The following is a 25,587-nucleotide window of genomic DNA, read 5'->3' as shown; positions in this document are numbered from 1 at the left end:
TATGCTGAAGACTTTTGACATCATTCTGATTGGCGTCATGACAGCGATGGCCACCGTCACCTACACGATCAAGCATCGGGCCGAGCTGAAGCTCGAGGAGGTTCGTCGCCTCGAATCGGAAATCAAGCTGGAAACGGACACGATCGAACTTCTGAAGGCGGACTGGGCGCTGGTGGTGCAGCCAAACCGCTTGGAGCGATTGGTCAACAACTACAGCAATGAACTCAAGCTGCAGCCGACGCTATCTACTGCGATCGTGCAGCCGAGCGAATTGCCGATGCTCCGCTCGCAGGTTCCGGAAACCGTCGCCGATGCCAAGGATGTCACCAAGCCCGGTAACGCAAAGACTGGCGGCGGGAAGTCTAGCGCCAGCGTGGCATCTAAGAGCGGCGACACGACGGACGCGCAAATCCGAAAGGCGATTGCCGATGTCGCCGCCGCTCCTGCGCCGCGTCCGGTCGCCAAGGCGCCGTCGCTGGTGAAGCACAAAAAACAAGAAGTCGACAATATCGCAACGGGATCGGTGGACGAGTGATGTCTTTTCTTTCGCGCATCATGGTCTTGAAAAGCAAGGCGCATTTCTCCACCGACGGCAATAACCGCCCGAACGACGGTTTCGGCGGCTCGACTTTCGAGGGTGCCCGCAAGCGCAAGTCCAATCAAGCCAAGAGCCGCGTTGTTCTGTTGGTCGCGAGCTTTACCGTCGTCTACTGCATCATCGGTGGCCGTCTTGCCCAGTTCGCCATGACGCCCCCGGATACGACGTCGAGCATCCTGCCGCCGGACCGGCTGATGGCATCGCGCCCCGATATCGTCGACCGCAACGGCGCCCTGCTGGCAACCGATATCCGCACCGTGTCGCTGTTCGCCGAGCCGAACAAGATCATCGATCCCGATGAAGCGGTCGAGCAATTGCGCACTGTGCTGCCCGATCTCGACACCAAGGGCACTTATAAGAAGCTTGCCGTCAAAACCTCGCATTTCGCCTGGCTTCGCCGCCAGTTGACGCCGAAACAGCAGAGCCAGATCCTGGCGCTCGGCATTCCCGGCATCGGTTTCCGTCCGGAAAAGCGCCGCTTCTATCCCGGCGGCTCGACCGCCGCCCATATTCTCGGCTACGTCAACATCGACAACCGCGGCGTCACCGGCATGGAGAAATACATCGACGACCAGGGGCTCGCCGATCTCGCGGCTGCCGGCATGACCACGGACCAGCCGCTGCAGCCGGTGAAGCTGTCGATCGATCTGCGCGTGCAGGACATCGTTCATGACGCGGTCGTCAATGCCGTCAATAATTTCCAGGCAAAGGGTGCAGGTGCCGCTGTGCTCGACGCCCGTACCGGCGAAGTGCTGGCCATGGCGTCGGCACCCGACTTCGATCCGAACTATCCGAACGAAGGCGCTGCGGAAGGCTGGCTCAACCGCATGACGAACGGCACGTTCGAAATGGGATCAACCTTCAAGACTTTCACGATGGCGATGGCGCTCGATGCTGGCAAGGTGACGCTGCGCGACGCCTTCGACGCCACCAATCCGATCCGCATCGGCGGCTTCACCATTCACGACTTCCACGGCCAGCATCGCGTGCTGACCGTTCCGGAAATCTTCCAATATTCGTCCAACATCGGCACGGCGAAGATCGCCGACATAGTCGGTATCGACGCGCACAAGGAATTCCTGACGCGGATGGGGCTGCTCAGCAAGTTGAACACCGAGCTGCCGGAAGTGAAGATGCCGACGCAGCCGCGTGTGTGGAAGAAGATCAATTCGATCACCATCTCCTTCGGCCACGGTGTCTCCACCACGCCGCTACAGACGGCAGTCGCCGGCGCGGCTCTCGTCAATGGCGGCAAGCTGATCGAGCCGACCTTCCTGCCGCGCACCCGCGAGCAGGCCGATGCGATCGCCAAGATTGTCGTCAAGAAGAGCACCAGCGACGATATCCGCTTCCTGCTCGATTTCAACGGCTCCAAGGGATCGGGCCGTGCCGCTCGCGTCCCCGGCTACGACGTCGGCAGTAAAACCGGCACGGCCGACAAGGTCGTCAATGGTCACTATTCGCACACGCTGAACTTCAACACCTTCCTGGCTGCCTTCCCGATCGACAATCCGCAATATGTCATCATGACCTTCTGCGACGAGCCGAAGACCGGTGAACATGGCGGTACGATCTCCGCATACACCGCGGCGCCGATCGCTCGCGATATCATCGCGCGGGCAGCGCCGATCCTTGGAATACAACCCAGTTTCGGAAACGGTAACTCCGCCTTGCTGGTGTCTTATTAAGCGTGAAAGAATACACGGGTCGATTCGCGAGGGGCGGACTGATCAAGAACGAAAAGTATATTCGATGAACTTGCGGGATATTGCCGGAAATGCGTTTCCGGAACTCAACGAACAAATCGGCGGGGCACTTGGCGATCTTAAGATAACAGGCCTTTCCGCTGATAGCCGTAAGGTTGCGCCCGGTATGGCTTTCGTAGCTGTTGCCGGCACCAAGGCTGACGGCGCAAGTTTCATTGCCGATGCCGTTTCGCGTGGTGCGTCTGTCGTTGTCGCAGGCCAAGGCGCTGTCGCAACCGGCGTGCCGCTGCTGACCGTAACGGCGCCGCGCCGTTTCCTCGCCGTCGCTGCTTCGCGCTTTTATGGCAAGCAGCCTCAGACGATGGTCGCCGTCACCGGCACCGCCGGCAAAACCTCGGTCGCTTCCTTTACCCGTCAGATTTGGGCGCATGCCGGCCATCCGGCGGCGATGATCGGAACGACCGGCGTCATGTCGCCGACGCGCAACGACTACGGTTCGCTGACGACGCCCGATCCGGTGTCGCTGCACCAGTTGCTTGCCGAGCTTGCGGACGAGGGCGTCACCCATGCGGCAATGGAAGCCTCCAGCCATGGCCTCGATCAATTCCGCCTCGATGGTGTCAGGCTTGCCGCTGCTGCCTTCACCAATCTTGGCCGCGACCATATGGACTATCATCCGACGGTCGAGGATTACATGGCCGCCAAGATGCGGCTGTTCAGGGACCTGCTGCCGAAAGGCTCGCCGGCGGTGATCTTTGCCGACGATCCTTGGTCGGAACAGGCGATCGCGGCTGCGCGCGACGCCGGTCATGACATACGCACCGTAGGCCGCAAGGGCGATTTCCTCGCGCTGAAGCGTGTCGAGCATTTCCGTCACAAGCAGATCGCGGAAGTGCATGTGGATGACGATATTTTCGAAATCCATATTCCGCTCGCCGGCGACTTTCAGGTCGCCAATGCGCTCGTTTCCGCAGGGCTTGCCATTTCTACCGGCGTTGCCGCGCCGGTTGCCATGGCGGCGTTAGAGAAGCTCGCTGGCGCTTCCGGGCGATTGGAGCTTGTCGGTCATACCCACGACGGCGCACTTGCCTATGTGGACTATGCGCATAAGCCGGATGCCTTGGAAAATGTGCTGAATTCGGTGCGGCCGTTCACCACTGGCCGCGTCATCGTCGTCTTCGGTTGCGGCGGCGACCGCGATCGCGGCAAGCGGCCGATCATGGGCGAAATCGCCTGCCGCCTGGCCGATGTTGTTGTCGTCACCGACGACAATCCGCGCTCCGAAGAACCGGCGGCGATCCGCGCCGAGATCATGGCCGCAGCACCCTGCGCCACCGAGATCGGCGATCGTGCCAAGGCGATCTGTGAGGCGGTCGGCATGCTGAAATCCGGCGATACGCTGATCGTCGCGGGCAAGGGGCATGAGGAAGGTCAGACGATCGGCAGCGTCACGCTGCCCTTCTCCGACCATGCTGAACTGCGCAAAGCACTGGAGGAGGTAAAGTCTTGAGCTGGCTATGGACAACTGAAGACATGATCGCCGCCATTGCGGGCCGCTCCTTCGGAGCGCTGCCTGAGGGCGTTACGGGGATTTCTATCGACAGCCGTTCGATCAAGCCGGGCGAAGCTTTCTTCGCCATCAAGGGCGATCGCGTCGACGGCCATGATTATGCCAACCTGGCGATGGCGAACGGTGCGGCGCTGATCGTGATCAGCGAGGCGCGGCTGCCGGCTATGGGCCGGCTGACCGTGCCGAAGATCGTCGTCGATGACGTTTTGGCCGGGCTCGCCAGGCTCGGCGTTGCCGCCCGCGAGCGCACGCAGGCGCGCATCATCGCCGTCACAGGTTCGGTTGGCAAAACCACCACAAAAGAGATGCTGCGCCGGACGCTTTCGCCGTCCGGTACGGTGCATGCTTCCGTCGCCTCGTTCAACAATCATTGGGGCGTGCCGCTGAGTTTGGCGCGCATGCCTCAGGATACGGATTTCGGCGTTTTCGAGATTGGCATGAACCATCCGGAGGAGATCCGTCCGCTGACCAAGATGGTGCAGCCGCATGTGGCGATCATCACCACGATTGCGCCCGCGCATCTCGGCAATTTCAAGAACATCACCGAGATCGCCGCTGCCAAGGCGGAGATTTTCGACGGCGTCGTGCCGGGCGGTCATGTCATCCTCAACCGCGACAACGATCAGTTCGATTTGCTGGAGCGCGCCGCACTGGCCGCCGGCGTCGAGCATGTGCATAGTTTCGGCCAGCATGCCAAGGCGGATGTACGGCTCGCGGAATTCAATGCGTCGGAAGAGAATTCGACGCTCTGGCTGACGATCGGCGGCGAGACGATGGAAGTGGCGATTGGTGCGCCCGGGCGGCATATCGCGGAAAACGCGCTGGCGGTCCTCGGTGCGGTGATGCTGGTCGAGGCCGATCTCGACAAGGCGGTCGATGCGCTGGCGACCCTGCAGGCGGAAAAGGGCAGGGGGCAGCGCCACAAGCGCGCGATCGCTAATGGCTACTTCACGCTGATCGACGAAAGTTACAACGCCAACCCCGCATCGATGCGCGCGGCCATTGCGCTGCTGGCGACATCTTCGCCGGATGCCAATGTCGGCGCGAGAGCGGGCAGGCGGGTCGCCATTCTCGGTGACATGTTGGAAATGGGGGATTATGCCCAGAGAGTGCATGCCAATCTTGCTGGTCCGCTACTGGCCGCCGGCATCGAGCATGTCTGGCTGGCAGGTCCGGAGATGGCGGCGTTGAGGGATGCGCTGCCGGAAAGTGTCCATGTCGAATACCGTGAGAATACGGAGGAGCTCTCGGAATTCGTGCTCAACTCGGTCGCCCCTGGCGACGTTTTGATGGTGAAATCGTCGTTGGGGATAGGATTCGGGAAGATCGTGGCAGCTTTGCTTGACAAGTTTCCAGCATTTTCCGACACGGAGCCCCACTCCCATCAGGGGCTTTAGAAAGGGCTCTTATGCTGATCTGGCTTGCCGAACTGTCGGACCACGTTCATTTTTTCAGTACTCATTTCAGATTTCTCAATCTGTTCAGATACATCACGTTCCGCACCGGCGGCGCTTTGTTCACTTCGGCGTTGATCGTCTTCCTCTTCGGGCCGCGAATCATCTCCTCCCTGCGTGTACGTCAGGGCAAGGGGCAGCCGATTCGTGCCGATGGTCCGCAGACCCATTTCAAGAAGGCAGGCACGCCGACCATGGGCGGCCTGATGATTTTGGCCGGCATCGTTGTGTCGTCAATGCTGTGGGCCGATCTTGCCAATGTCTACGTGGTCGCGACGCTGCTGGTTACATTGGGCTTCGGCGCCATCGGCTTCTATGATGACTATCTCAAGGTCACCAAGCAGAGCGACAAAGGCTTTTCCGGTCGCGCGCGCCTCGGTATCGAATTCGTCATCGCCGCCATTGCCGTCTACTTCATGATGAGCACGGCGCTCTCCTCGGGTACCGCCGGGTCGACCTTCGGTTCATCGATCGCGTTCCCTTTCTTCAAGAGTTTCATGCTCAATCTCGGCATGTTTTTCGTCCTCTTCGGCGCTTTCGTTATCGTCGCCGCGGGTAATGCCGTAAACCTGACCGACGGTCTTGATGGGCTTGCCATCGTGCCGGTCATGATTGCGGCCGCCTCTTTCGGCGTCATCGCCTATCTCGCCGGCAACTTTGTCTTCGCCGATTACCTGGCGATCAACTTCGTGCCCGGCACCGGTGAATTGGCTGTGGTGCTCGGTGCTGTCATCGGTGCCGGTCTCGGCTTCCTCTGGTTCAATGCACCTCCGGCGGCTATTTTCATGGGTGACACCGGCTCTCTGGCACTTGGCGGCATGATCGGTTCGGTGGCAGTTGCCACCAAGCATGAGATCGTCATGGCGATCATCGGCGGCCTGTTCGTGCTGGAGGCGCTTTCGGTCATCATCCAGGTCGGCTTCTTCAAGATGACCGGCCGCCGCGTCTTTCTGATGGCGCCGATTCACCATCACTTCGAGAAGAAGGGCTGGACGGAGAGCCAAGTCGTGGTCCGTTTCTGGATCGTTGCGGTCATCCTGGCGATGATCGGCCTCTCCACTCTCAAGCTCCGGTGAGGCGGCGATGATCCCTGTCACCACGCTCAAGGGGAAGAAGGTCGCATTGTTCGGCCTCGGCGGCTCGGGTTTTGCCACCGCGCGGGCGCTTGTCGCCGGTGGTGCCGAGGTGACCGCCTGGGACGACAATCCCGATAGCGTGGTGAAGGCTGCGGCCGAAGGTATCCCGGTCGCCGATCTCAGAACGATCGATTGGAATGGGCTCTCGGCATTCGTGCTGTCGCCCGGCGTACCACTGACGCATCCGAGGCCGCATTGGACCGTCGATCTCGCTCACGCAGCCGGCGTCGAAGTCATCGGCGACGTCGAGCTCTTCGTCCGAGAGCGGCGGGCACATGCACCGGATTGCCCTTTCATTGCCATCACCGGCACCAACGGCAAATCGACGACGACGGCATTGATTGCCCATATCCTGCAATCGAGCGGTCGCGATACGCAGCTTGGCGGCAATATTGGAACAGCCATCCTGACGCTGGAGCCGCCGAAGGCGGAGCGCTACTACGTCGTCGAATGCTCTTCCTACCAGATCGATCTTGCCCCGACCCTCAATCCTTCCGCCGGCATTCTGCTCAATCTGACGCCCGATCATCTCGATCGGCACGGTACGATGCAGCATTATGCCGATATCAAGGAACGGCTGGTGGCCGGCAGCGGCGTTGCCGTCATCGGCGTCGACGACAGCTATTCTTCGCTGATTGCCGATCGCGTCGAACGGGCGGGTGGCAAGGTTACCCGCATCTCGCGCCGGCATGTGCTGGCTGACGGGCTTTATGCCGAAGGCAGCCGCATCATCCAGGCATCGACCGGCGCGACCTCGGAGATCGCCGATCTCGACGGCATCCAGACGCTGCGCGGCGGCCACAATGCACAAAACGCAGCGGCCGCGATTGCCGCATGTCTGGCCGTCGGCATTTCCGCTGACGATATTCGCGCCGGGCTCAAATCCTTTCCCGGCCTCAAGCATCGCATGCAGCCGGTCGGCCGGCGCGGCCGTGTCGTGTTCGTCAACGATTCAAAGGCCACCAATGCGGATGCCGCCGCACCGGCGCTTTCGAGCTACGATCATATCTATTGGATCGCCGGCGGCTTGCCGAAAGAGGGCGGTATCACGACGCTGGCGCCGCTCTTCCCGCGCATCGCGAAGGCCTATCTCATCGGCGAAGCGGCACCCGCCTTCGCAGCGACGCTCGGCGAGCAGGTGCCCTACGAAATATCGGGCACTTTGGAGCGCGCGGTCGCACATGCGGCAGCCGATGCCGACAAGGGCGAACATGAGACGGCGGCGGTGATGTTGTCACCGGCTTGCGCAAGCTTCGATCAGTACAAGAATTTCGAGGTCAGGGGTGATGCCTTCGTCAGCCACGTGGCTGCGGTCGAAGGCGTCACCATGTTGGTCAGTTCAGCAACAGGAGGCGATTGATATGGTAAGCCGCGTTGAGCGTGGGGCCTTGGCCGAATGGTTCTGGACCATCGACCGTGTATTTCTCTCTCTTTTCATCCTGTTGATTGGCATTGGCTTCATGCTTTCTTTTGCGGCTTCGCCCGCAGTGGCGGAACGCATTGGGCTCGAGCCTTTCCACTTCGTCAAGCGCCACGCCCTTTTCCTTGTTCCGGCGATCGCAGCGATGATCGGCATTTCCTTTATGACACCGAGGCAGGTGCGGCGCACTGCGGTCATCCTGCTGATCGTTTCGCTGGCGATGATGCTGTTCGCATTGTTCTTCGGTGTCGAGGTCAAGGGGTCGCGGCGTTGGGTCAACATCGCAGCGCTCTCCATCCAGCCGTCGGAATTCATGAAGCCGGCCTTCGTCGTCGTCTGCGCCTGGCTGTTTGCCGAGCATGCGCGCCAGCCGGAAATTCCGGGCAATCTCTTCGCTATCATCCTCTTCGGCATCGTCGCCGCACTCCTCGTTGCTCAGCCCGACCTTGGGCAGACGATCCTTACCACCGCCGTCTGGGGTGGCATGTTCTTCATGGCCGGCATGCCCTGGCTGTGGATCGGGGTGCTCGGCGGCCTCGGCGTCGGCGGCTTCGTGACGGCCTATTACGTCTTTCCCCACGTAGCACTTCGCGTCGACAAGTTCTTGACCGGCGAAGGCGACACGTTCCAGGTCGATACCGCCAAGGAAGCGATCATTCACGGCAATTGGTTCGGTGTGGGGCCGGGTGAAGGCATCGTCAAGCGCATCATTCCGGACGCCCATACCGACTTCATCTTCTCGGTGGCAGCCGAGGAATTTGGTGTCGTCTTCTGCATGGTGCTCGTCTGCATCTTCGCCTTTCTGGTGCTGCGCGGCCTGTCGCATGCCTATAAGGAAAAGAACGATTTCAACCGTTTTGCCGTTGCCGGCCTGGTGCTGCAGATCGGTATTCAGTCGATCATCAATGTCGGCGTGAACCTGCAATTGCTGCCGGCCAAGGGCATGACCCTGCCGCTGATCTCCTATGGCGGCTCGTCGATGACCGCCATCTGTGTGACGGCGGGCTTTATTCTGGCCCTGACGCGTCATCGGCCGGAAAAGAGAGCGCAGGACCGCAGCCTCTTTCGCGTGACGCATGGATTGCCGGCGGAGTGATCGTTTTGGACCTATCTGCGCTTCGTTCCCATCTCCCGGATTACGCTTATTCTTCGTTCGCTTTCGCGAAGACGGGGGTCTATGAAGGAAGCTTGACGCGCTTCAGTGACGCGGGCATGGCGGCTTCCTATATTAGGGAGATGCCCCGCGCAGGGGCTGTTCGCGGGAGCGAAGATCATGAGTAAAGGTATTATTCTGCTTGCCGCCGGCGGAACCGGCGGCCACGTATTTCCGGCCGAAGCGCTGGCCTATAAGCTCAGGGAGCGCGGTTATTCCGTGCACCTCGTCACCGACAGCCGCGCGGAACGTTATGCCGGCAAGTTTCCGGCGGATGAGATTCATGTGGTGCCGTCGGCAACGATCGGTTCGAAGAATCCGATCAAGGTCGCAAAGTCGCTTTGGACGCTGTGGATGGGCATGCGCGCCGCTCGCAAGCTGATCCGCAATATCAAGCCGCTTTGCGTCGTTGGCTTCGGTGGTTATCCGACCGTGCCGCCGCTGCTTGCCGCCACTCGTATGGGCGTGCCGGCGATGCTCCATGAGCAGAACGCCGTGATGGGACGCGCGAACAAGGCGCTTGCCGCCCGCGTTCAGGCGATCGCCGGTGGTTTTCTGGAGAAGGGTGGCGCGTTTCCGGAGAAGACGGTGACGACCGGCAACCCCGTGCGTCCGGCCGTGATCGAAGCGGCCAAGCGGCCCTATGTGCCATCTGGCCCGGATGATCCTTTCAATCTGGTCGTCTTCGGCGGCAGCCAGGGTGCTCAATATTTCTCCAAGGCAGTGCCGACAGCGATCAGCCTGTTGGAGGAGCCGCTGCGCAAGCGCCTGCGGATTACGCAACAGGTGCGCCCCGAGGATATGGAGACGGTCAATAGCTGCGCCAGGAGGCTGGAGATGGGCGCCGATGTCGCGCCGTTCTTCACCGACATGGCCGAGCGCATAGGTGCCGCTCATCTCGTCCTCTGCCGCTCCGGCGCGTCAACTGTATCGGAACTCGCCGTCATCGGTCGCCCGGCGATCCTGGTGCCCTATCCCTATGCCCTGGACCACGACCAGGCTGCCAATGCGGCGGCCCTTGCGGCAACGGGTGGCGTCAAGGTCATCGCGCAAGCCGAACTTACGCCGGAAAAGCTCTCGACGATCCTGCGCGGCGCGATGACGATGCCGGAGAAACTGGCGAAGATGGCGGCTGCGGCCAAACAGGCCGGCAAACCGGATGCCGCGAGCTTGCTCGCCGATATGGTTGAGGCTATTGCCGCGAAACGTTCAATTCAGGAATTCAAGGGGGCGGGCGTATGAAGCTGCCGAAGGCTATCGGCCTCGTACATTTTATCGGTATCGGCGGTATCGGGATGAGCGGCATCGCTGAAGTGCTGCACAATCTCGGCCATCGCGTGCAGGGGTCGGACCAGTCGGAGAGCGCCAACGTGCAGCGGCTGCGCGAAAAGGGCATCGCGGTCCATATCGGTCACAAGGCAGAGAATCTCGGCGACGCGGAAGTCGTAGTGGTTTCCACCGCCATCAAGAAGAGCAATCCGGAACTCGCCGCCGCCCGCGAAAAGCTGCTGCCGGTTGTGCGTCGCGCCGAAATGCTGGCCGAGCTGATGCGCTTCCGCAATGCTATCGCTATTGGCGGCACGCATGGCAAGACGACGACCACCTCGCTGGTCGCAACCCTGCTCGAAGCCGGCGGACTTGACCCGACCGTCATCAACGGCGGCATCATCAACGCCTACGGCACGAATGCCCGCATGGGCGAGGGCGAGTGGATGGTGGTGGAGGCCGATGAATCGGATGGCACCTTCCTGAAGCTGCCCGCCGACGTTGCCGTCGTTACCAATATCGATCCGGAGCATCTGGATCACTACGGCAATTTCGACGCGGTACGTGCCGCCTTCCGGCAGTTCGTCGAGAATGTGCCGTTCTACGGTTTCGGTGTCATGTGCCTCGATCATCCGGAAGTGCAGTCGCTGGTCGGCCGCATCGAAGACCGCAAGGTCATCACCTACGGCGAAAATCCGCAGGCGGATGTGCGCTTCATGAATGTGCGCATCGACGGTACGCGCTCGCTGTTCGATATCCAAATTCGCAGGCGCCGAACGGGGAAGGTTTTCGAGATCAAGGATCTCGTCATGCCGATGCCCGGCCGGCACAATATTTCCAATGCGACTGCGGCGATCGCCGTCGCCAACCGGCTTGGCATCTCCAATGAGGCGATCGCCAGGGGGCTCGCCTCCTTCGGTGGCGTCAAGCGTCGCTTCACGCTCACGGGCGAATGGAACGGCGTGAAGGTCTTCGACGATTACGGCCATCATCCGGTGGAGATCAAGGCCGTGCTTAGGGCGGCGCGCGAGGCCTGCCAGGGCCGCATCATCGCCGTTCACCAGCCACATCGTTACACGCGTCTGTCGAGTCTGTTTGAGGAATTCGCTGCCTGCTTCAACGATGCCGACAGCATTTTCCTGGCGCCGGTCTATGCAGCCGGTGAGGACCCGATCGAAGGCGCGGATTCGCAGGCTCTGGTGTCGCGCATCAAGGCGGGCGGCCATCGCGATGCGCGCTATCTGCCGTCGCAAGAGGAGCTTGCGCAAATGGTCGCGGAGATTGCGCGGCCAGGTGATTTTGTGGTTCTCTTGGGGGCTGGGAGCATCACGTATTGGGCAGCTTCATTGCCAAAGGAATTGGAAGGCCTCTCGGGTAAGTCCGCATGAAACAGGTGAATGGGGAAAAGCTTCTGGCGTCGCTCGGCGACAGCGTAAAGGATATTCGTGGCCGGTTAACGCCGGACGCGCCGATGGATCGCGTCACATGGTTTCGCGCCGGCGGGCTGGCGGAGCTGATGTTCCAGCCGCATGATACGGACGATCTGATCGCTTTCCTGAAGGTCCTGCCGGCCGAAGTGCCGTTGACGGTGGTGGGCGTCGGTTCGAACATCCTGGTGCGCGACGGCGGCATTCCCGGCGTCGTTCTGCGCCTGTCGGCGAAGGGCTTCGGCTCGGTCGAGCTTGCCGGTGAGAATCGCATCATGGCAGGCGCCATTTGCCCGGATAAGCATGTTGCCGCGATGGCTATGGACAACGGTATCGGCGGTTTTCATTTTTACTACGGCATTCCCGGCGGCATCGGTGGCGCGGCGCGTATGAATGCCGGCGCCAACGGCTCCGAGACGCGTGATCGCGTCGTCGAGGTGCATGCGGTCGACCGCAAGGGCAAGAAACATGTGCTGACCAATGCCGAGATGGGCTACACCTATCGCCATTCGACGGCATCGGACGACCTGATCTTCACGCATGTTCTTTTCGAGGGATATCCCGAGGATAAGGCTCAGATCCGGGCCGAGATGGATGCCGTGCGGGCGCATCGCGAGACTGTGCAGCCCATTCGCGAAAAGACCGGTGGTTCGACATTCAAGAACCCAGAAGGGCATTCCGCCTGGAAGCTGATCGATGAAGCCGGCTGCCGCGGCCTGGTTATCGGCGGCGCCCAGATGTCGTCGCTGCATTGCAATTTCATGATCAATATGGGGCAGGCGACCGGCTACGATCTTGAATATCTTGGCGAGCAGGTGCGCCGCGAGGTTTTCGAGAAGTCCGGCATCAAGCTGGAATGGGAAATCAAGCGCCTCGGTTGCTTCATGCCCGGCCGGGAAGTTCGCCCCTTCCAGGGTGTCACCACAGAGTAGGTTTACGCTGCAATCGGCTCAAACTTCATAAAATGATTCAACAAAAAGGCCGGTTTTTTGCCCGGCCTTTTCAATTGGTTATCGTGAAGTCTTCAGACTTCGTCATTGCCCGAAAGCAAGATGCCGATCAGCGAGAGCAGTGCTGCGCCCGCCAGATAGTAGCCGACATAAACCAGGCCGTAGGTCGTCGCGAGCGATGTGGCGATGTAGGGAGCCAGGGACGCACCGACAATGCCAGCAAGATTGAAGGTCATCGATGCGCCGGTGTAGCGCACGGTGGTCGGGAAAGGTGCTGCCAGCGCGGCACCGATCGGGCCGTAGGTGAAGCCCATCAGGGCGAGACCAATGATCGAGCAGGCGAAGGCACCGGCAAGGCCGGCCGTCAGCAGCGATGCATAGAACAGGCCGAAAATGAAAATGCCGATCGTCGTCAGTATCAGAACCAGCTTGCGCGAATAACGATCCGACAACAGGCCGGAGACCGGTATCATCAGGCCGAAGAACACGACGCCGACGAGCTGGACGACGAGGAACTGGCCCTGCGAGTAGCCGAGACCTGCCGGCAGCGGTCCGGTACCCGGAGGCCTGGTGCCCCAGCTCAGGGTGAAGGCCGTCATCAGATAGAACAGCACGAAAGTCGCAACAGCGATAATGGTGCCGAGAATCAGGCTGCGGAGATGCGAGCGGAAGATGACCGCGATCGGAACCGAAACGCGTTCCTCCTTCTCGATTGCGCGCTGGAATTCCGGGGTTTCCGTGATCTTCAGGCGGACATAGAGGCCGACGGCAACGAGCACGATGCTGATCAGGAAGGGAACGCGCCAACCATAGTTTAGGAAGTCCGCATCAGCCATGCTTTCGCGCAGAATCAGGAAAAGGCCGGCGGAGAAGATAAAGCCGATCGGAGCGCCGAGTTGCGGGAACATCGCATACCAGCTTCGCTTGCCTTCTGGAGCGTTTTCCGTCGCCAGCAATACCGCGCCACCCCATTCGCCGCCGAGACCAAGACCCTGACCGAGGCGGCAAAGCGCCAGCAGTATCGGCGCGAGAACGCCGATCGACTCATAGGTCGGCAACATGCCGATCACGACCGTCGAGAGACCCATGGTCATCAGAGCCGCAACAAGCGTTGCCTTGCGGCCGACCCGGTCTCCGAAGTGACCGAAGATCATTGCGCCGATCGGGCGTGCGAAGAAGGCGATCGAGAAGGTTGCAAAGGACTGCAGCGTTGCCGAGGTCGGATCGCTGGCAGGGAAAAACAGCTTCGGGAAGACGATAACAGCCGCCGTCGCATAAACGTAAAAGTCGAAAAACTCGATCGTTGTACCGATAAGGCTCGCGATCAGAACGCGTGCCGGGGAATTCGCAACAACGCTGTTTGATGACGAGGGTGTCGGCGATAAAGGAGATATCGCGTCAGTCATGGTCCCACCAATTTTGATGATGTTAAAGTTGTCTTAACAGACAATCTCTGTCCTTAGCGCAATTTTCGTTCGGCGCAAGCGTTTAAGAAGCAAGAAACCGACACCTATACGCCAATCCTTTGCTGCAATCGCCGCTTTGAGAACGGAATGACAGCACGTTTCCCGTTCTGATAGATGTTTACCCGGCAAAGTCTTGACCAGAATCTCTTTCTCGTAAATGTCCTACTTTCGCTCTGGTTGAGAGCGGTGGAGATAAATTTATGCAGAAAAAATTGATTGCGGAATTTTTGGGAACGTTTTGGCTAGTATTTGGCGGCTGCGGAAGTGCAATCTTTGCGGCAGCTTTCCCGAGCCTCGGTATTGGCTTTCTAGGTGTTGCTTTCGCGTTTGGGTTGACCGTACTCACCATGGCCTTTGCGGTTAGCGGTGTGTCGGGTGGCCATTTCAATCCGGCAGTTTCGGTCGGGCTCACGGTTGCCGGTCGCTTCCCCGGCTCGCAACTCATTCCTTACATCATCGCTCAGGTCGTCGGCGCGATCGTCGCTGCTGCCGTTCTTTACCTGATCGCAAGCGGCAAGGCTGATTTCCAGCTCGGCGGCTTTGCGGCCAATGGTTATGGCGAGCATTCACCGGGCGGCTATTCGCTGGTATCGGCGCTCATTGCTGAAAGCGTGTTGACCCTGTTCTTCCTGATCGTGATTCTCGGTTCGACCAGCAGCCGGGTGCCGGCCGGGTTCGCGCCGATCGCCATTGGTCTCGCACTGACGCTGATCCACCTGATCTCGATCCCGATCACCAATACCTCGGTCAATCCGGCCCGTTCCACCGGCCAGGCTTTGTTCGTCGGCGGCTGGGCGCTGCAGCAGCTTTGGCTGTTCTGGGTGGCCCCGATCGTTGGTGGCGCGCTTGGTGGTATCGTCTGGAAACTGCTCGGCGATCGCGACTGATTCAGGGACCCAATAAGCCTTGCGATGGCCCGCGCCGGAGACCCCGGTGCGGGCCTATTTGTTTAAAATTTTCTAAAGGTGGATATTCAAATGTAGCAACTCTCTGATTCCAATGGCAGAATTCTTCAAGTCGATTTGATTCGTGAAAATTGACCGCCATGAGAGCGGTCGAAAGTTAACGAAAGTAAACGCTTCATTAACCTTAATGTTGTTCTAATGGAGCCTACAAGATGTGGCGAGAATCGCTGCTCAGCGTATCGAGCAAATGTCGATTGCAGATGGTGAATTGGGGGTATTGATGGGTGGCAAGCATGTGGCTGTCCTTTTGGGCGGATTTTCCTCGGAGAGGCCGGTTAGCCTGTCTTCGGGGAAGGCATGCGCTGACGCCCTCGAAGCCGAAGGCTTCCAAGTCACACGTATCGATGTGGAGCGCGATGTGTCTGCGCGCCTTGCCGATTTGAAGCCCGATGTCGTTTTCAATGCGCTGCATGGTCCGTTCGGCGAAGACGGCACCATTCAGGGCATTCTTGAATATCTGCAGATCCCTTATACGCATTCCGGCGTGCTGGCCTCGGCGCTTGCTATGGATAAGTCACGCGCCAAGAAGGTGGCTGATGGCGCCGGCATTCCGGTGGCTGATTCGCGTGTGATGAACCGCTTCGCCATTACTGGCGAGCATCCGATGCGGCCGCCTTATGTCGTGAAGCCGGTGCGTGAAGGTTCGAGCTTCGGTGTCGTGATCGTCAAGGAAGATCAAACGCATCCGCCGCAGGTCATTACCTCTTCCGAGTGGCGCTACGGCGATGAGGTGATGGTCGAGCGTTACATCTACGGTCGGGAGCTGACGTGTGGCGTCATGGGCGATACGGCGCTCGGCGTAACCGAGATTGTCCCGCAGGGGCATAGCTTCTACGACTACGATTCCAAATACGCGGATGGTGGATCAAAACACGTCATCCCTGCCAGAATTTCACCGAATCTTTACCAAAAGATACAAACATTAGCGCTAAGGGCGCATCAAGCTATCGGCTGCCGTGGCGTCAGTCGATCTGACTTCCGTTATGACGATCGCTTTTCCGAAGAGGGTGAGCTTGTCTGGTTGGAAATCAATACCCAACCGGGCATGACGCCTACCTCGCTGGTGCCCGAAATGGCCGCTCACGCCGGCTACTCTTTTGGCGAATTTCTCCGGTGGATGGTGGAGGACGCGTCTTGTTTGCGCTGACGGTCAAAAATATGAGGCGGTCCCGCCACCGCGTTCCGCTCGCGATCGACGATGTCGAAGATGCGTTCGTGCTGCCGCGTCCGCTGCGCCGCGTTGTGCGTTTCCTCGTGAGCCTCAGCTCCGGGCGTGTCAATATTCCGGCCCATACGGGTACGGTTTCCGCTCTCGCTCTTTTTGCTGCGACAGGCCTTTACGGCATGTCGATTGGTGGTCACACGCAGGATGTCGCCCAGGCGACGACATCGGCTGCCGGCTTCGCCATCGAAGATGTGAAGGTCTCCGGCAACGATCAGACTTCGGAAATCGAGATCCTGCAGCTTCTTGGTCTCGACGGCACGACGTCGCTGGTGGCGCTCGACGCCGACGCGGCTCGCCAGAAGATCGCAAGCCTGCCTTGGGTGCAGAGCGTCGAAGTCCGCAAGGTCTATCCGAAGGCGATCGAAGTGAAGCTCACGGAGCGCAAGGCTTATGCCATCTGGCAGCACGGCTCCGAACTTTCGCTGATCCAGAAGGACGGCAGCGTGATTGCGCCGCTGCGCGACAACAAATTCGCCAAGCTGCCGCTTTTCGTCGGTCGTGATGCGGAAACGGCCGCAGCGTCCATCGATGACGAGTTTGCCAACTGGCCTGACGTTCGTGGTCATGTGAAGGCATTCGTGCGCGTCGCCGGTCGTCGTTGGGATCTCTACCTCGACAATGGCGTGATCATCAAATTGCCGGAAGACAATATCGATGGTGCGCTCGCGCGGCTCACCAAGCTCGACAAGGACCAGAACCTTCTGCAGCGCGATATTGCTGCCGTCGACCTTCGTCTTGACGATCGTACCGCCATTGAATTGACCCCGGACGCAGCGCTTCGCCGCCAGGCGGCGTTGGATGCCAGAACCAAGGCTTTGAAGAAAGCAGGGCAGGATACATGAGCTTATTCAGTTCGTCCCATTTCGGTCTGCCGCGCCTGAAGCCGCTGTCCTCCAAGCGGTCGCACATCGTATCCGTCCTCGATATCGGCTCGACGAAGGTCGTCTGCATGATCGGCCGGCTGACGCCGCGCGAGGAAAGCCAGGTTCTCCCGAACCGCACGCATAATATCGAGATCATCGGCATCGGCCATCAGCGTTCGCGCGGCATCAAGACCGGTGTGATCGCCGATCTCGACGCACTGGAAAATGTCGTCCGTCTCTCCGTCGACGCCGCCGAACGCATGGCCGGCCTTACCGTCGACAGCCTGATCGTCAATGTTTCCGCCGGTCGTCTCGGCAGCGACATCTACACGGCCACCATCGATTTGGGCGGCCAGGAAGTCGAAGCAAACGATCTGAAGAAAGTGCTTGCCGCCGCTTGCCAGCAGTCGCTCCGTCAGGAACGCGCCGTGCTGCATTCGCTGGCTACGGGCTACTCGCTGGACGGCGAACGCGGCATCCGCGATCCTCTGGCGATGTTCGGCGATGCACTGGGCGTCGATATGCATGTGGTCACGGCGGAACGCGCGGCCCTTCGCAACCTCGAACTCTGCATCAACCGCGCGCATCTTTCGGTCGAGGGCATGGTGGCAACGCCTTATGCCAGCGGTCTCGCCGCTCTCGTCGACGACGAAGTCGAACTCGGCTGCGCCGCAATCGATATGGGTGGCGGCACGACGACGATCTCGGTCTTTGCCGAAGGCAAGCTGGTGCACACCGACGCCGTCAGTCTCGGCGGCCATCATGTCACCACCGACCTTGCACGCGGTCTTTCGACCCGCATCGAGGATGCCGAGCGGCTGAAGGTGGTTCATGCTTCGGCGCTCGCGAATTCTTCGGAAGAGCGCGAACTGATTTCCATCCCGCCGATCGGCGAGGATGAACGCGACCAGCCGACGCAGGTGCCGAAGGCGCTGGTGTCGCGCATCGTCAAGGCACGCATCGAAGAGACGCTGGAGCTGATCCGCGATCGCATTCAGCGCTCCGGCTTCAGCCCGATCGTCGGCAAGCGTGTCGTACTCACCGGCGGAGCCAGCCAGTTGACCGGTCTGCCGGATGTGGCGCGGCGCATTCTTGCCCGCAACGTCCGCATCGGCCGCCCGATGGGCGTATCCGGCTTGCCGACCGCGGCCAAGGGGCCCGCCTTTTCGACGGCGGTGGGACTGATGATCTATCCGCAGGTTGCGGACATGGAGACACATGCGGCGGGCAGCGGTCTGCTCTCGTCGCTTGGGGGTAACAACAGCCGTATCGGCCGCGTTGGCCAATGGCTGAAGGAGAGTTTTTGAGTGCCTGATCCCGGATCGCGGCAAGCGCTTTCCGGGCAGGGGTCAGGCAAGTGAAATATAGTGAATTGGCCGGCGTGGCGATGCGGCCATAAAGAGAAGGAACGGGTACCATGACTATCAAGCTGCATAAGCCAGATATCACCGAGCTGAAGCCGCGGATTACCGTGTTCGGTGTCGGTGGTGGTGGCGGCAATGCCGTCAACAACATGATCACGGCAGGCTTGCAGGGCGTCGATTTCGTCGTCGCCAATACGGATGCACAGGCTTTGACGATGACGAAGGCAGAGCGGATCATCCAGCTCGGCGTTAACGTGACCGAAGGCCTCGGCGCAGGTTCGCAGCCGGAAGTCGGCCGCGCGGCTGCTGAAGAGTGCATTGACGAGATCATCGATCACCTGAACGGTACCCACATGTGCTTCGTCACCGCCGGCATGGGCGGCGGCACCGGCACGGGTGCTGCGCCGGTCGTTGCACAGGCCGCCCGCAACAAGGGCATCCTGACCGTCGGCGTCGTCACCAAGCCGTTCCATTTCGAAGGCGGCCGCCGCATGCGGCTTGCCGAAATGGGCATCCAGGAACTGCAGAAGTCGGTCGACACGCTGATCGTCATTCCGAACCAGAACCTGTTCCGTATCGCCAACGACAAGACGACCTTTGCGGACGCGTTCTCGATGGCCGACCAGGTTCTCTATTCGGGCGTTGCCTGCATCACCGATCTGATGGTGAAGGAAGGTCTCATCAACCTCGACTTCGCCGACGTCCGTTCGGTCATGCGCGAAATGGGCCGCGCCATGATGGGCACCGGCGAGGCTTCGGGTCAGGGCCGCGCAATGCAGGCTGCTGAGGCCGCCATTGCCAACCCGCTGCTCGACGAAACCTCGATGAAGGGCGCGCAGGGCCTGCTGATCTCGATCACCGGCGGTCGTGACCTCACCCTGTTCGAAGTCGACGAAGCTGCGACCCGCATCCGCGAAGAAGTCGATCCGGACGCCAACATCATCTTGGGCGCCACCTTCGACGAATCGCTCGAAGGCATCATCCGCGTTTCCGTCGTCGCAACAGGCATCGATCGTGCGATGAACGAAGCGGCCGACAAGGCCATGGAATTCCGTCCGGTCGCAAAGCCGGCTGTCCGTCCCTCCGCGGCCGTTGCTCCGGCAGCGGCCGCAGCTCAGCCTGCCCATGTCGCGCAGGCACCTAAGGCCGTTGTCGATCCAATCGCGCAGACCATCCGTATGGCGGAAGCCGAAATGGAGCGCGAATTGGAAATCCATTCTGTCCGCCAGCAGCAGCCGGTCATGCAACAGCAGCCGGTCGCTCAGGAGGAAAGCTTCCGTCCCCAGAGCCGCATCTTCGCAGCACCTGAGGCACAGCCGGTACGTCAGGCTCCGGTTCAGCAGCAGCCGGCCCCGGTCATGCATCAGCAGCCTGTGATGCAGCAGCCGGCTCCCATGCAGATGCAGCAGCCGGTGCGCCAGGAGCCCATCATCCGTCAGGCTCCGGAGCAGGTCCGTATGCCGAAGGTCGAGGATTTCCCTCCGGTCGTTAAGGCCGAGATGGAACATCGTGCTCAGCCGGTCGCCGCTCAGGCTACTGAAGAGCGCGGTCCGATGGGCTTGCTGAAGCGAATCACCAACTCGCTCGGCCGCCGCGAAGAGGACGCAGCTTTCAACGACATGACGGCTTCGGCTCCGAATGCCGCTTCGCAGCAGCGCCGGCCGCTGTCGCCGGAAGCAAGCCTCTACGCACCGCGTCGTGGCCAGCTCGACGATCAGGGCCGTCAGGTTCCGCAGGCGCGCATGGCAAGCCAGGAAGACGACCAGCTTGAAATTCCGGCTTTCCTACGCCGGCAATCGAACTGATCCGGTATTAGGCATCCTTTTAATAGGATACTAACCATGTTTATCGAATCCGGGGCTTAACGGTCCCGGATTTCTTTATTTTCGGCCTCTCTTTAATTCTAAAATTACCTAGCAAATTCAATCGTCTGGTTTCGTAACAAAGCGAAAGAAACAGTGATTTGGAATGCGGTGCCCGCGCGCGTATTTAGGTAGCAAGCGAGTCAGCGGAATCGCATCCAGCAATCATTGCATGTGGATTTCGCAGAGTAGGTAACAGACTGAACCAGCGATGAGGGCAGGATCCAAAGATGACCGCCCGGTCTGGAACAGATAGACGAAGGCAGATTTTATATGGCAATCGGATTGCTAGGTTTTCAGACCACCATTGCAAGCCCTGTGACACTCTCGGGTATCGGCGTTCATTCTGGCGCCAATGTGTCGATTACGCTTTATCCAGCCGAGGCTGATACGGGTGTCATCTTCCAGCGCATGCATGACAATGGCGATGTGACGGAGCTGCGTGCCGTTTCTTCGCAGGTTGGCAATACCGATCTTTGCACAGTTCTCGGTTTCTCTCCGGCGCGTTCCGTCGCGACGGTCGAGCATGTCATGGCAGCGATCTATGCGATCGGCCTGGACAATGTCATCGTCGAAGCCTCCGGTGCGGAAATGCCGATCATGGACGGCAGCGCCTATCCTTTCATCGAAGCGATCGAGCAGGTCGGTATCGTCTCGCTCGGCGTCAAGCGCCGCTATATCCGCGTCACCAAGCCGGTGCGAATCGAGGCAGGCGGTTCCTGGTGCGAGTTCCGGCCCTATGACGGCACGCGCTTCGAAGTCGAGATCGATTTCGAATGCCCGCTGATCGGCCGACAGAAGTGGGAAGGCGATCTGACTGCCAAGACCTTCAAGTCCGAACTGTCGCGGGCGCGCACCTTCGGCTTCATGCGTGATGTCGAGCGTCTCTGGGCTTCGGGTCATGCTCTCGGCTCTTCTCTCGAAAATTCCGTCGTCATCTCCGACGACAACACGGTGATCAACGTCGAAGGCCTGCGCTACGCCAAGGACGAATTCGTCCGTCACAAGGCGTTGGATGCCGTTGGCGATCTGGCGCTGGCCGGTGCTCAGTTCATCGGCTGCTACCGCTCCTATCGCGGCGGCCATCGCATGAACGCCAATGCATTGAAGGCGCTGCTGAGCGATCCTTCGGCCTACGATGTCGTAGAGACTTCCGCACCGCGTCAGCGCGCACATAGCCGCGAATTCGTTGCCGTGAATGCTCCCGAATTCGCCCCCTGGTCTGCGTGACCTCCAGAAACCCAGGTGGCATAGTCGCCGCTCCCGAAAGGGGGCGGCTCTTTTTTTGACGGGAGATTCGTCAGTGGCGCTTTCAAAGCCGGCCAGAGGGTCGCGTTCGGGTAGCCAGGAAGCGAAATCTCTTGTCAATACAGCGGTTAAAGCCTGCCGTTGCGCAGTCTTTGCCACAAAAATGCGTTAATGCATCATCATTGCGTTGCCCTCATGGTGCTTTTGCGGCTAGAAACGCCAGCGAGAGAACGCCGTTTCCGCAACGACGGCTATTGGGACAAGTCATCCGATGGGTTTTGCAGGGTCTGAAAGCATGAAGATTACAGCACGGGCTTTGCTCGTATCGCTTCTCCTGGCCGGTACCGGTGCGGTGGTAACGGGTTGTAATACCGACAAGGATATCGACATCACCAAGCTTGGTGTCGAGAGCGATCCTCCGGAAACCCTCTACAATCAGGGTCTGGCCAATATCAAGGCCGGCAATATGACGGAAGCCGGCAAGAAGTTCGATGCCATCAACAAGCAGCAGCCCTTCTCCGAATGGGCGCGCAAAGCACTGGTGATGAGCACCTTCGTCAAATATCGCACCGGCCAATATGACGACGCCGTCCAGACGGGCAATAGCTACCTCAAGCAGTATCCCGGCTCCGAAGATGCTGACTACGTTCAGTATCTCGTCGGTTCGTCCTATGCCAAGCAGATCGTCGACGTGACGCAGGATCAGCGCGCCGCGCAGCAGACGATCGAAGCGATGAACAAGCTCGTCAGCAACTATCCGAACTCGCAATATGTCAGCGACGGGCAGGCGAAGATCCGCTTTGCCCGCGACCAGCTCGCCGGCAAGGAAATGCAGGTCGGCCGCTATTATCTTGAGCGCAAGGATTACCTTGCAGCCATCGCCCGCTTCCGTATCGTCGTTGAGCAATATCCGACGACGAACCAGATTGAAGAGGCGCTGGCACGCTTGGTCGAAGCCTATTACGCCATGGGCATCGTTCAGGAAGCGCAGACGGCAGCCGCCGTTCTCGGCCACAACTATCCGGACAGCCGCTGGTACGCAGATTCCTATAAGCTTCTGAGGACCAGTGGTGTCGAGCCCCGTGAAAACGAAGGCTCCTGGATTTCGAGAGCGGGTAAGAAACTTCTTCTTGGGACGTGAGATTGAGCGCACATGCTGGTCCAGCTTTCGATCCGCGATATCGTTCTGATCGAGCGGCTGGATCTTGCCTTCGAAACTGGGCTTTCGGTGCTAACCGGCGAGACGGGTGCGGGCAAATCCATTCTGCTTGACAGTCTCTCGCTGGCCCTCGGTGGGCGCGGCGATGGCGATCTCGTGCGTCATGGAGAGGATCGCGGTCAGGTGACGGCGGTCTTCGACGTCGGCATGCAGCATGCCGCCCGCAAGCTTTTACGCGAAAATGGCATCGACGATGACGGCGACCTGATTTTCCGCCGTATTCAGTCCGCGGACGGCCGTACCAAGGCTTTCGTCAACGACCAGCCACTCAGCGTCCAGTTGATGCGCCAGGCGGGGCAGCTTCTTGTTGAAATCCATGGACAGCACGACGACCGCGCCCTGGTCGATACCGACGCGCACCGCATGCTTCTCGACGCCTTCGCGGGCATTGCAGAGGAAACACAGGCTGTCGGGCGGCTCTATAAGATCTGGCGCGATACCGAGCGGACGCTGAAGAAGCAGCGGGAGCAGGTGGAAAAAGCTGCGCGCGAGGCCGATTATCTCCGGGCTTCGGTCGAGGAGCTGGAAAAGCTGTCGCCGCAGGACGGCGAAGAGGACGAGCTGGCGGATCGCCGCTCGCGGATGATGAAGGCGGAGCGCATCGCCGGCGACATCTCTGAAGCGTCCGAGTTCCTCAATGGCAATGCTTCGCCGGTGCCACACATCGCCTCGCTGGTACGGCGGTTGGAGCGCAAGAGCCATGAGGCGCCGGGCCTATTAGAAGACACCGTGGCGCTGCTCGACGCGGCGCTGGATCAGCTCTCCAATGCGCAGATGGAAGTGGAGGCGGCGCTCCGCAAGACTGAATATGATCCGAGGGAGCTGGAGCGCGTCGAGGAGCGGCTGTTTGCGCTGCGCGCTGCCTCGCGCAAATATTCCGTGCCGGTGACCGGCCTGCCGGCGCTGGCCGAAAAGATGGTCGCCGAACTCGCCGATCTGGATGCTGGCGAAGAGAGGCTGACACGGCTGGATGCCGAGCTGGCCGTTGCCAAGGCGGACTATGATGCTGCCGCGCGCAGCCTTTCCGACAAGCGTCATAACGCCGGCGAGGCGCTTGCCGACGCTGTCATGGCCGAGCTGCCGGCGCTCAAGCTGGAGCGGGCGCGCTTCATGGTGGAGATCACCACTAATGCCGACGAGGCGACAGCCGAAGGTATCGATGTCATTGAATTCCATGTGCAGACCAATCCGGGCACGCGGCCGGGACCGATCATGAAGGTGGCCTCGGGTGGCGAGCTTTCTCGTTTTCTGCTGGCGCTGAAGGTGGCGCTTGCCGATCGCGGTTCGGCGCCGACCTTGGTTTTCGACGAAATCGACACCGGTGTCGGCGGCGCGGTCGCCGATGCCATCGGTCAGCGGCTGAAGCGCCTTTCCGAGCGTGTGCAGGTGCTTTCCGTCACCCATGCTCCGCAGGTCGCGGCGCGCGCCGCAACGCATCTGCTGATCTCCAAGGGCCCGGTCTCGGACGGTTCCGAGAAGATCTCCACCCGCGTCGCCACCATGGCCCACAAAGACCGCACCGAGGAAATCGCCCGCATGCTCGCCGGCGCTTCGGTCACGGAGGAGGCGAGGGCGGCCGCCAAGCGGCTGTTGGCGGGCAATGGCTGATTGCTGCACAGATACCAGCGATGGCTATTTTCGGCCCGAAGCGGCCATCGTGAGATAGTCGGCTGGAGATTCCTTAGCCGATTAGGCCACCGCCGACACTATCCATACCGAGGCGACCAACGCTACGCTCGTCCCATTGCCAAGGCTACGGAGTCCTTCTCGTAACTTTGGCTCGGCCGCCGACTTTACGGCGGGATTTTCGCGGGCGATCTTTCCCAGCGGGCCAACGCTTAGAAGGACGCGCGTCATTGCATCCACGTCACCGCTTGTCACCGCTTCGTCGTAGGATGCGATCTCGATATTCTTGAATCCGGCAGAAGCAAGGACGTTGCGGACGTACGCAGCGTCGGAAAAACTGAACGGCGTTTCATCCGATGGCGATCGAAATCCCGCTGCAAGTAATGGAAACCTATCCAATTCGTTATCGCAGAAAGCGCGCCAACAGCAGAATGCGATCCTTCCATTGGGTTTCAGTAAGCGATGAAAATTCGAGAAGGCAAGGATTGGATCATCAAATGCCATCACGCCGAAACGAGAGAAAATCGCATCCGCACTGTTGGAGGGAAGCTCTAAAGCTTGGGCATCAGCGTTGATAAGCTGAACACACTTGAGGTGGCTCGTGCGTTGATTGGCGACACTCAGAAGCTCTTCCGCAATATCAACGCCGTAGATCAATCCTTCGTCACCGACCCGGTCCGCCAACTGTAAGATCGTCTGCCCTGTCCCGCAGCCAACATCGATCACCGTACTGGCTGGAGCGAGATGCAACTCTTTCATGGCTCTTAAACCGAGCGGAGAGAGCTGCCGATCAATAAGTTCGTATTCGCCAGCCCAGGCCTTGGCATGTAATTGCCGTGGGCTCAAACTATCGATGCTTGCCTCTGCCATGGACTGGTCCACCCAGTAATTCCGTTCGCGCCGAACCATAGACCAATCGATACGATGACAGCAATTGCCGCAAAGTTGCCTTAGACGCCACCGTCACGGTTGTTCACCTCTGCCGCCGAATTCCGGATTTTTCTCTTTGTATTTACGCGCCGCGGATGGAAAAACCGCTTCGCACTTTTCTTGGAAGTGCTCTAAAACA

At 60.0% G+C, this 25,587-nt stretch carries 20 protein-coding genes; 18 read left to right on the top strand and 2 right to left on the bottom strand.

Annotated features, from left to right (window positions below; all coding sequences use genetic code 11):
* Position 1: 1 nt before the first annotated feature.
* From ftsL to murB, 10 genes are all read left to right on the top strand, one after another.
* Positions 2 to 535 (top strand): cell division protein FtsL, encoded by a 534-nt coding sequence (gene ftsL, locus C9E91_RS11945; RefSeq protein ID WP_107108475.1) that lies wholly within the window; start codon positions 2 to 4, stop codon positions 533 to 535.
* A complete protein-coding gene (locus C9E91_RS11940; protein WP_107108474.1) occupies positions 535 to 2,286 on the top strand; it encodes a peptidoglycan D,D-transpeptidase FtsI family protein in 1,752 nt (583 codons plus the stop codon). The genes ftsL and C9E91_RS11940 overlap by 1 nt, the downstream gene beginning before the upstream one ends.
* A 64-nt stretch (positions 2,287 to 2,350) precedes the next feature.
* Entirely contained in the window at positions 2,351 to 3,814 is a 1,464-nt protein-coding gene (locus C9E91_RS11935; protein WP_107108473.1) for a UDP-N-acetylmuramoyl-L-alanyl-D-glutamate--2,6-diaminopimelate ligase, read from the top strand.
* The gene (locus C9E91_RS11930) at positions 3,811 to 5,271 is read left to right on the top strand and encodes a UDP-N-acetylmuramoylalanyl-D-glutamyl-2,6-diaminopimelate--D-alanyl-D-alanine ligase (RefSeq protein WP_107108472.1); all 1,461 of its coding nucleotides are present in this window, start codon (positions 3,811 to 3,813) and stop codon (positions 5,269 to 5,271) included. Before C9E91_RS11935 ends, C9E91_RS11930 begins: the two co-directional genes overlap by 4 nt.
* Positions 5,272 to 5,282: 11 nt before the next feature.
* The gene (gene mraY / locus C9E91_RS11925) at positions 5,283 to 6,404 is read left to right on the top strand and encodes a phospho-N-acetylmuramoyl-pentapeptide-transferase (RefSeq protein WP_107108471.1); all 1,122 of its coding nucleotides are present in this window, start codon (positions 5,283 to 5,285) and stop codon (positions 6,402 to 6,404) included.
* A gap of 7 nt (positions 6,405 to 6,411) precedes the next feature.
* Entirely contained in the window at positions 6,412 to 7,824 is a 1,413-nt protein-coding gene (gene murD / locus C9E91_RS11920) for a UDP-N-acetylmuramoyl-L-alanine--D-glutamate ligase (RefSeq protein WP_107108470.1), read from the top strand.
* A 1-nt stretch (position 7,825) separates the two neighbouring features.
* Entirely contained in the window at positions 7,826 to 8,980 is a 1,155-nt protein-coding gene (ftsW, locus tag C9E91_RS11915; protein ID WP_107108469.1) for a putative lipid II flippase FtsW, read from the top strand.
* A gap of 177 nt (positions 8,981 to 9,157) precedes the next feature.
* A complete protein-coding gene (gene murG, locus C9E91_RS11910) occupies positions 9,158 to 10,279 on the top strand; it encodes an undecaprenyldiphospho-muramoylpentapeptide beta-N-acetylglucosaminyltransferase (protein WP_107108468.1) in 1,122 nt (373 codons plus the stop codon).
* Complete coding sequence (gene murC / locus C9E91_RS11905; protein WP_107108467.1) at positions 10,276 to 11,691, top strand: UDP-N-acetylmuramate--L-alanine ligase; 1,416 nt, start codon at positions 10,276 to 10,278, stop codon at positions 11,689 to 11,691. The genes murG and murC overlap by 4 nt, the downstream gene beginning before the upstream one ends.
* Complete coding sequence (gene murB, locus C9E91_RS11900; RefSeq protein WP_107108466.1) at positions 11,688 to 12,662, top strand: UDP-N-acetylmuramate dehydrogenase; 975 nt, start codon at positions 11,688 to 11,690, stop codon at positions 12,660 to 12,662. The genes murC and murB overlap by 4 nt, the downstream gene beginning before the upstream one ends.
* 92 nt (positions 12,663 to 12,754) lie before the next feature.
* Here the strand turns inward: murB and C9E91_RS11895 are convergent, their stop codons facing one another.
* Positions 12,755 to 14,086, bottom strand: a complete 1,332-nt coding sequence (locus tag C9E91_RS11895; RefSeq protein ID WP_107108465.1) for an MFS transporter — start codon at positions 14,084 to 14,086, stop codon at positions 12,755 to 12,757.
* Between the two features lie 260 nt (positions 14,087 to 14,346).
* Here C9E91_RS11895 and aqpZ point away from each other — a divergent pair, with 260 nt between their 5' ends.
* The 8 genes from aqpZ (at position 14,347) to recN (ending at position 24,500) form a co-directional block, all read left to right on the top strand.
* Complete coding sequence (aqpZ, locus tag C9E91_RS11890) at positions 14,347 to 15,033, top strand: aquaporin Z (RefSeq protein WP_107108464.1); 687 nt, start codon at positions 14,347 to 14,349, stop codon at positions 15,031 to 15,033.
* Positions 15,034 to 15,331: 298 nt separating this feature from the next.
* On the top strand, positions 15,332 to 16,258 hold the full coding sequence (locus tag C9E91_RS11885) for a D-alanine--D-alanine ligase (protein WP_107108463.1): 927 nt from the start codon (positions 15,332 to 15,334) through the stop codon (positions 16,256 to 16,258).
* Positions 16,246 to 17,178: a cell division protein FtsQ/DivIB gene (locus tag C9E91_RS11880; protein ID WP_107108462.1), complete on the top strand. Its 933-nt coding sequence runs from the start codon at positions 16,246 to 16,248 to the stop codon at positions 17,176 to 17,178. Before C9E91_RS11885 ends, C9E91_RS11880 begins: the two co-directional genes overlap by 13 nt.
* Positions 17,175 to 18,506 carry a cell division protein FtsA gene (gene ftsA / locus C9E91_RS11875; protein WP_104823556.1) on the top strand — a complete coding sequence of 444 codons (1,332 nt, stop codon included), beginning with the start codon at positions 17,175 to 17,177 and terminating at the stop codon, positions 18,504 to 18,506. The genes C9E91_RS11880 and ftsA overlap by 4 nt, the downstream gene beginning before the upstream one ends.
* A 110-nt stretch (positions 18,507 to 18,616) precedes the next feature.
* Entirely contained in the window at positions 18,617 to 20,368 is a 1,752-nt protein-coding gene (gene ftsZ / locus C9E91_RS11870) for a cell division protein FtsZ (protein ID WP_107108461.1), read from the top strand.
* A 330-nt stretch (positions 20,369 to 20,698) separates the two neighbouring features.
* Positions 20,699 to 21,655, top strand: coding sequence for a UDP-3-O-acyl-N-acetylglucosamine deacetylase (lpxC, locus tag C9E91_RS11865; protein WP_107108460.1), 957 nt, complete (start codon positions 20,699 to 20,701; stop codon positions 21,653 to 21,655).
* A gap of 289 nt (positions 21,656 to 21,944) precedes the next feature.
* The gene (locus C9E91_RS11860; protein WP_181316068.1) at positions 21,945 to 22,814 is read left to right on the top strand and encodes an outer membrane protein assembly factor BamD; all 870 of its coding nucleotides are present in this window, start codon (positions 21,945 to 21,947) and stop codon (positions 22,812 to 22,814) included.
* A 12-nt stretch (positions 22,815 to 22,826) separates the two neighbouring features.
* Complete coding sequence (gene recN / locus C9E91_RS11855) at positions 22,827 to 24,500, top strand: DNA repair protein RecN (RefSeq protein WP_107108458.1); 1,674 nt, start codon at positions 22,827 to 22,829, stop codon at positions 24,498 to 24,500.
* An 81-nt stretch (positions 24,501 to 24,581) separates the two neighbouring features.
* Here recN and C9E91_RS11850 read toward each other — a convergent pair whose 3' ends face one another.
* Positions 24,582 to 25,388 (bottom strand): class I SAM-dependent methyltransferase, encoded by an 807-nt coding sequence (locus tag C9E91_RS11850; protein WP_245407473.1) that lies wholly within the window; start codon positions 25,386 to 25,388, stop codon positions 24,582 to 24,584.
* Positions 25,389 to 25,587: the final 199 nt, after the last annotated feature.

The sequence above is a fragment of the Rhizobium sp. SEMIA4064 genome, from assembly GCF_003025035.1.
GTDB lineage: Bacteria > Pseudomonadota > Alphaproteobacteria > Rhizobiales > Rhizobiaceae > Rhizobium > Rhizobium paranaense.
This window is presented reverse-complemented; position numbering and strand designations above follow the sequence as displayed.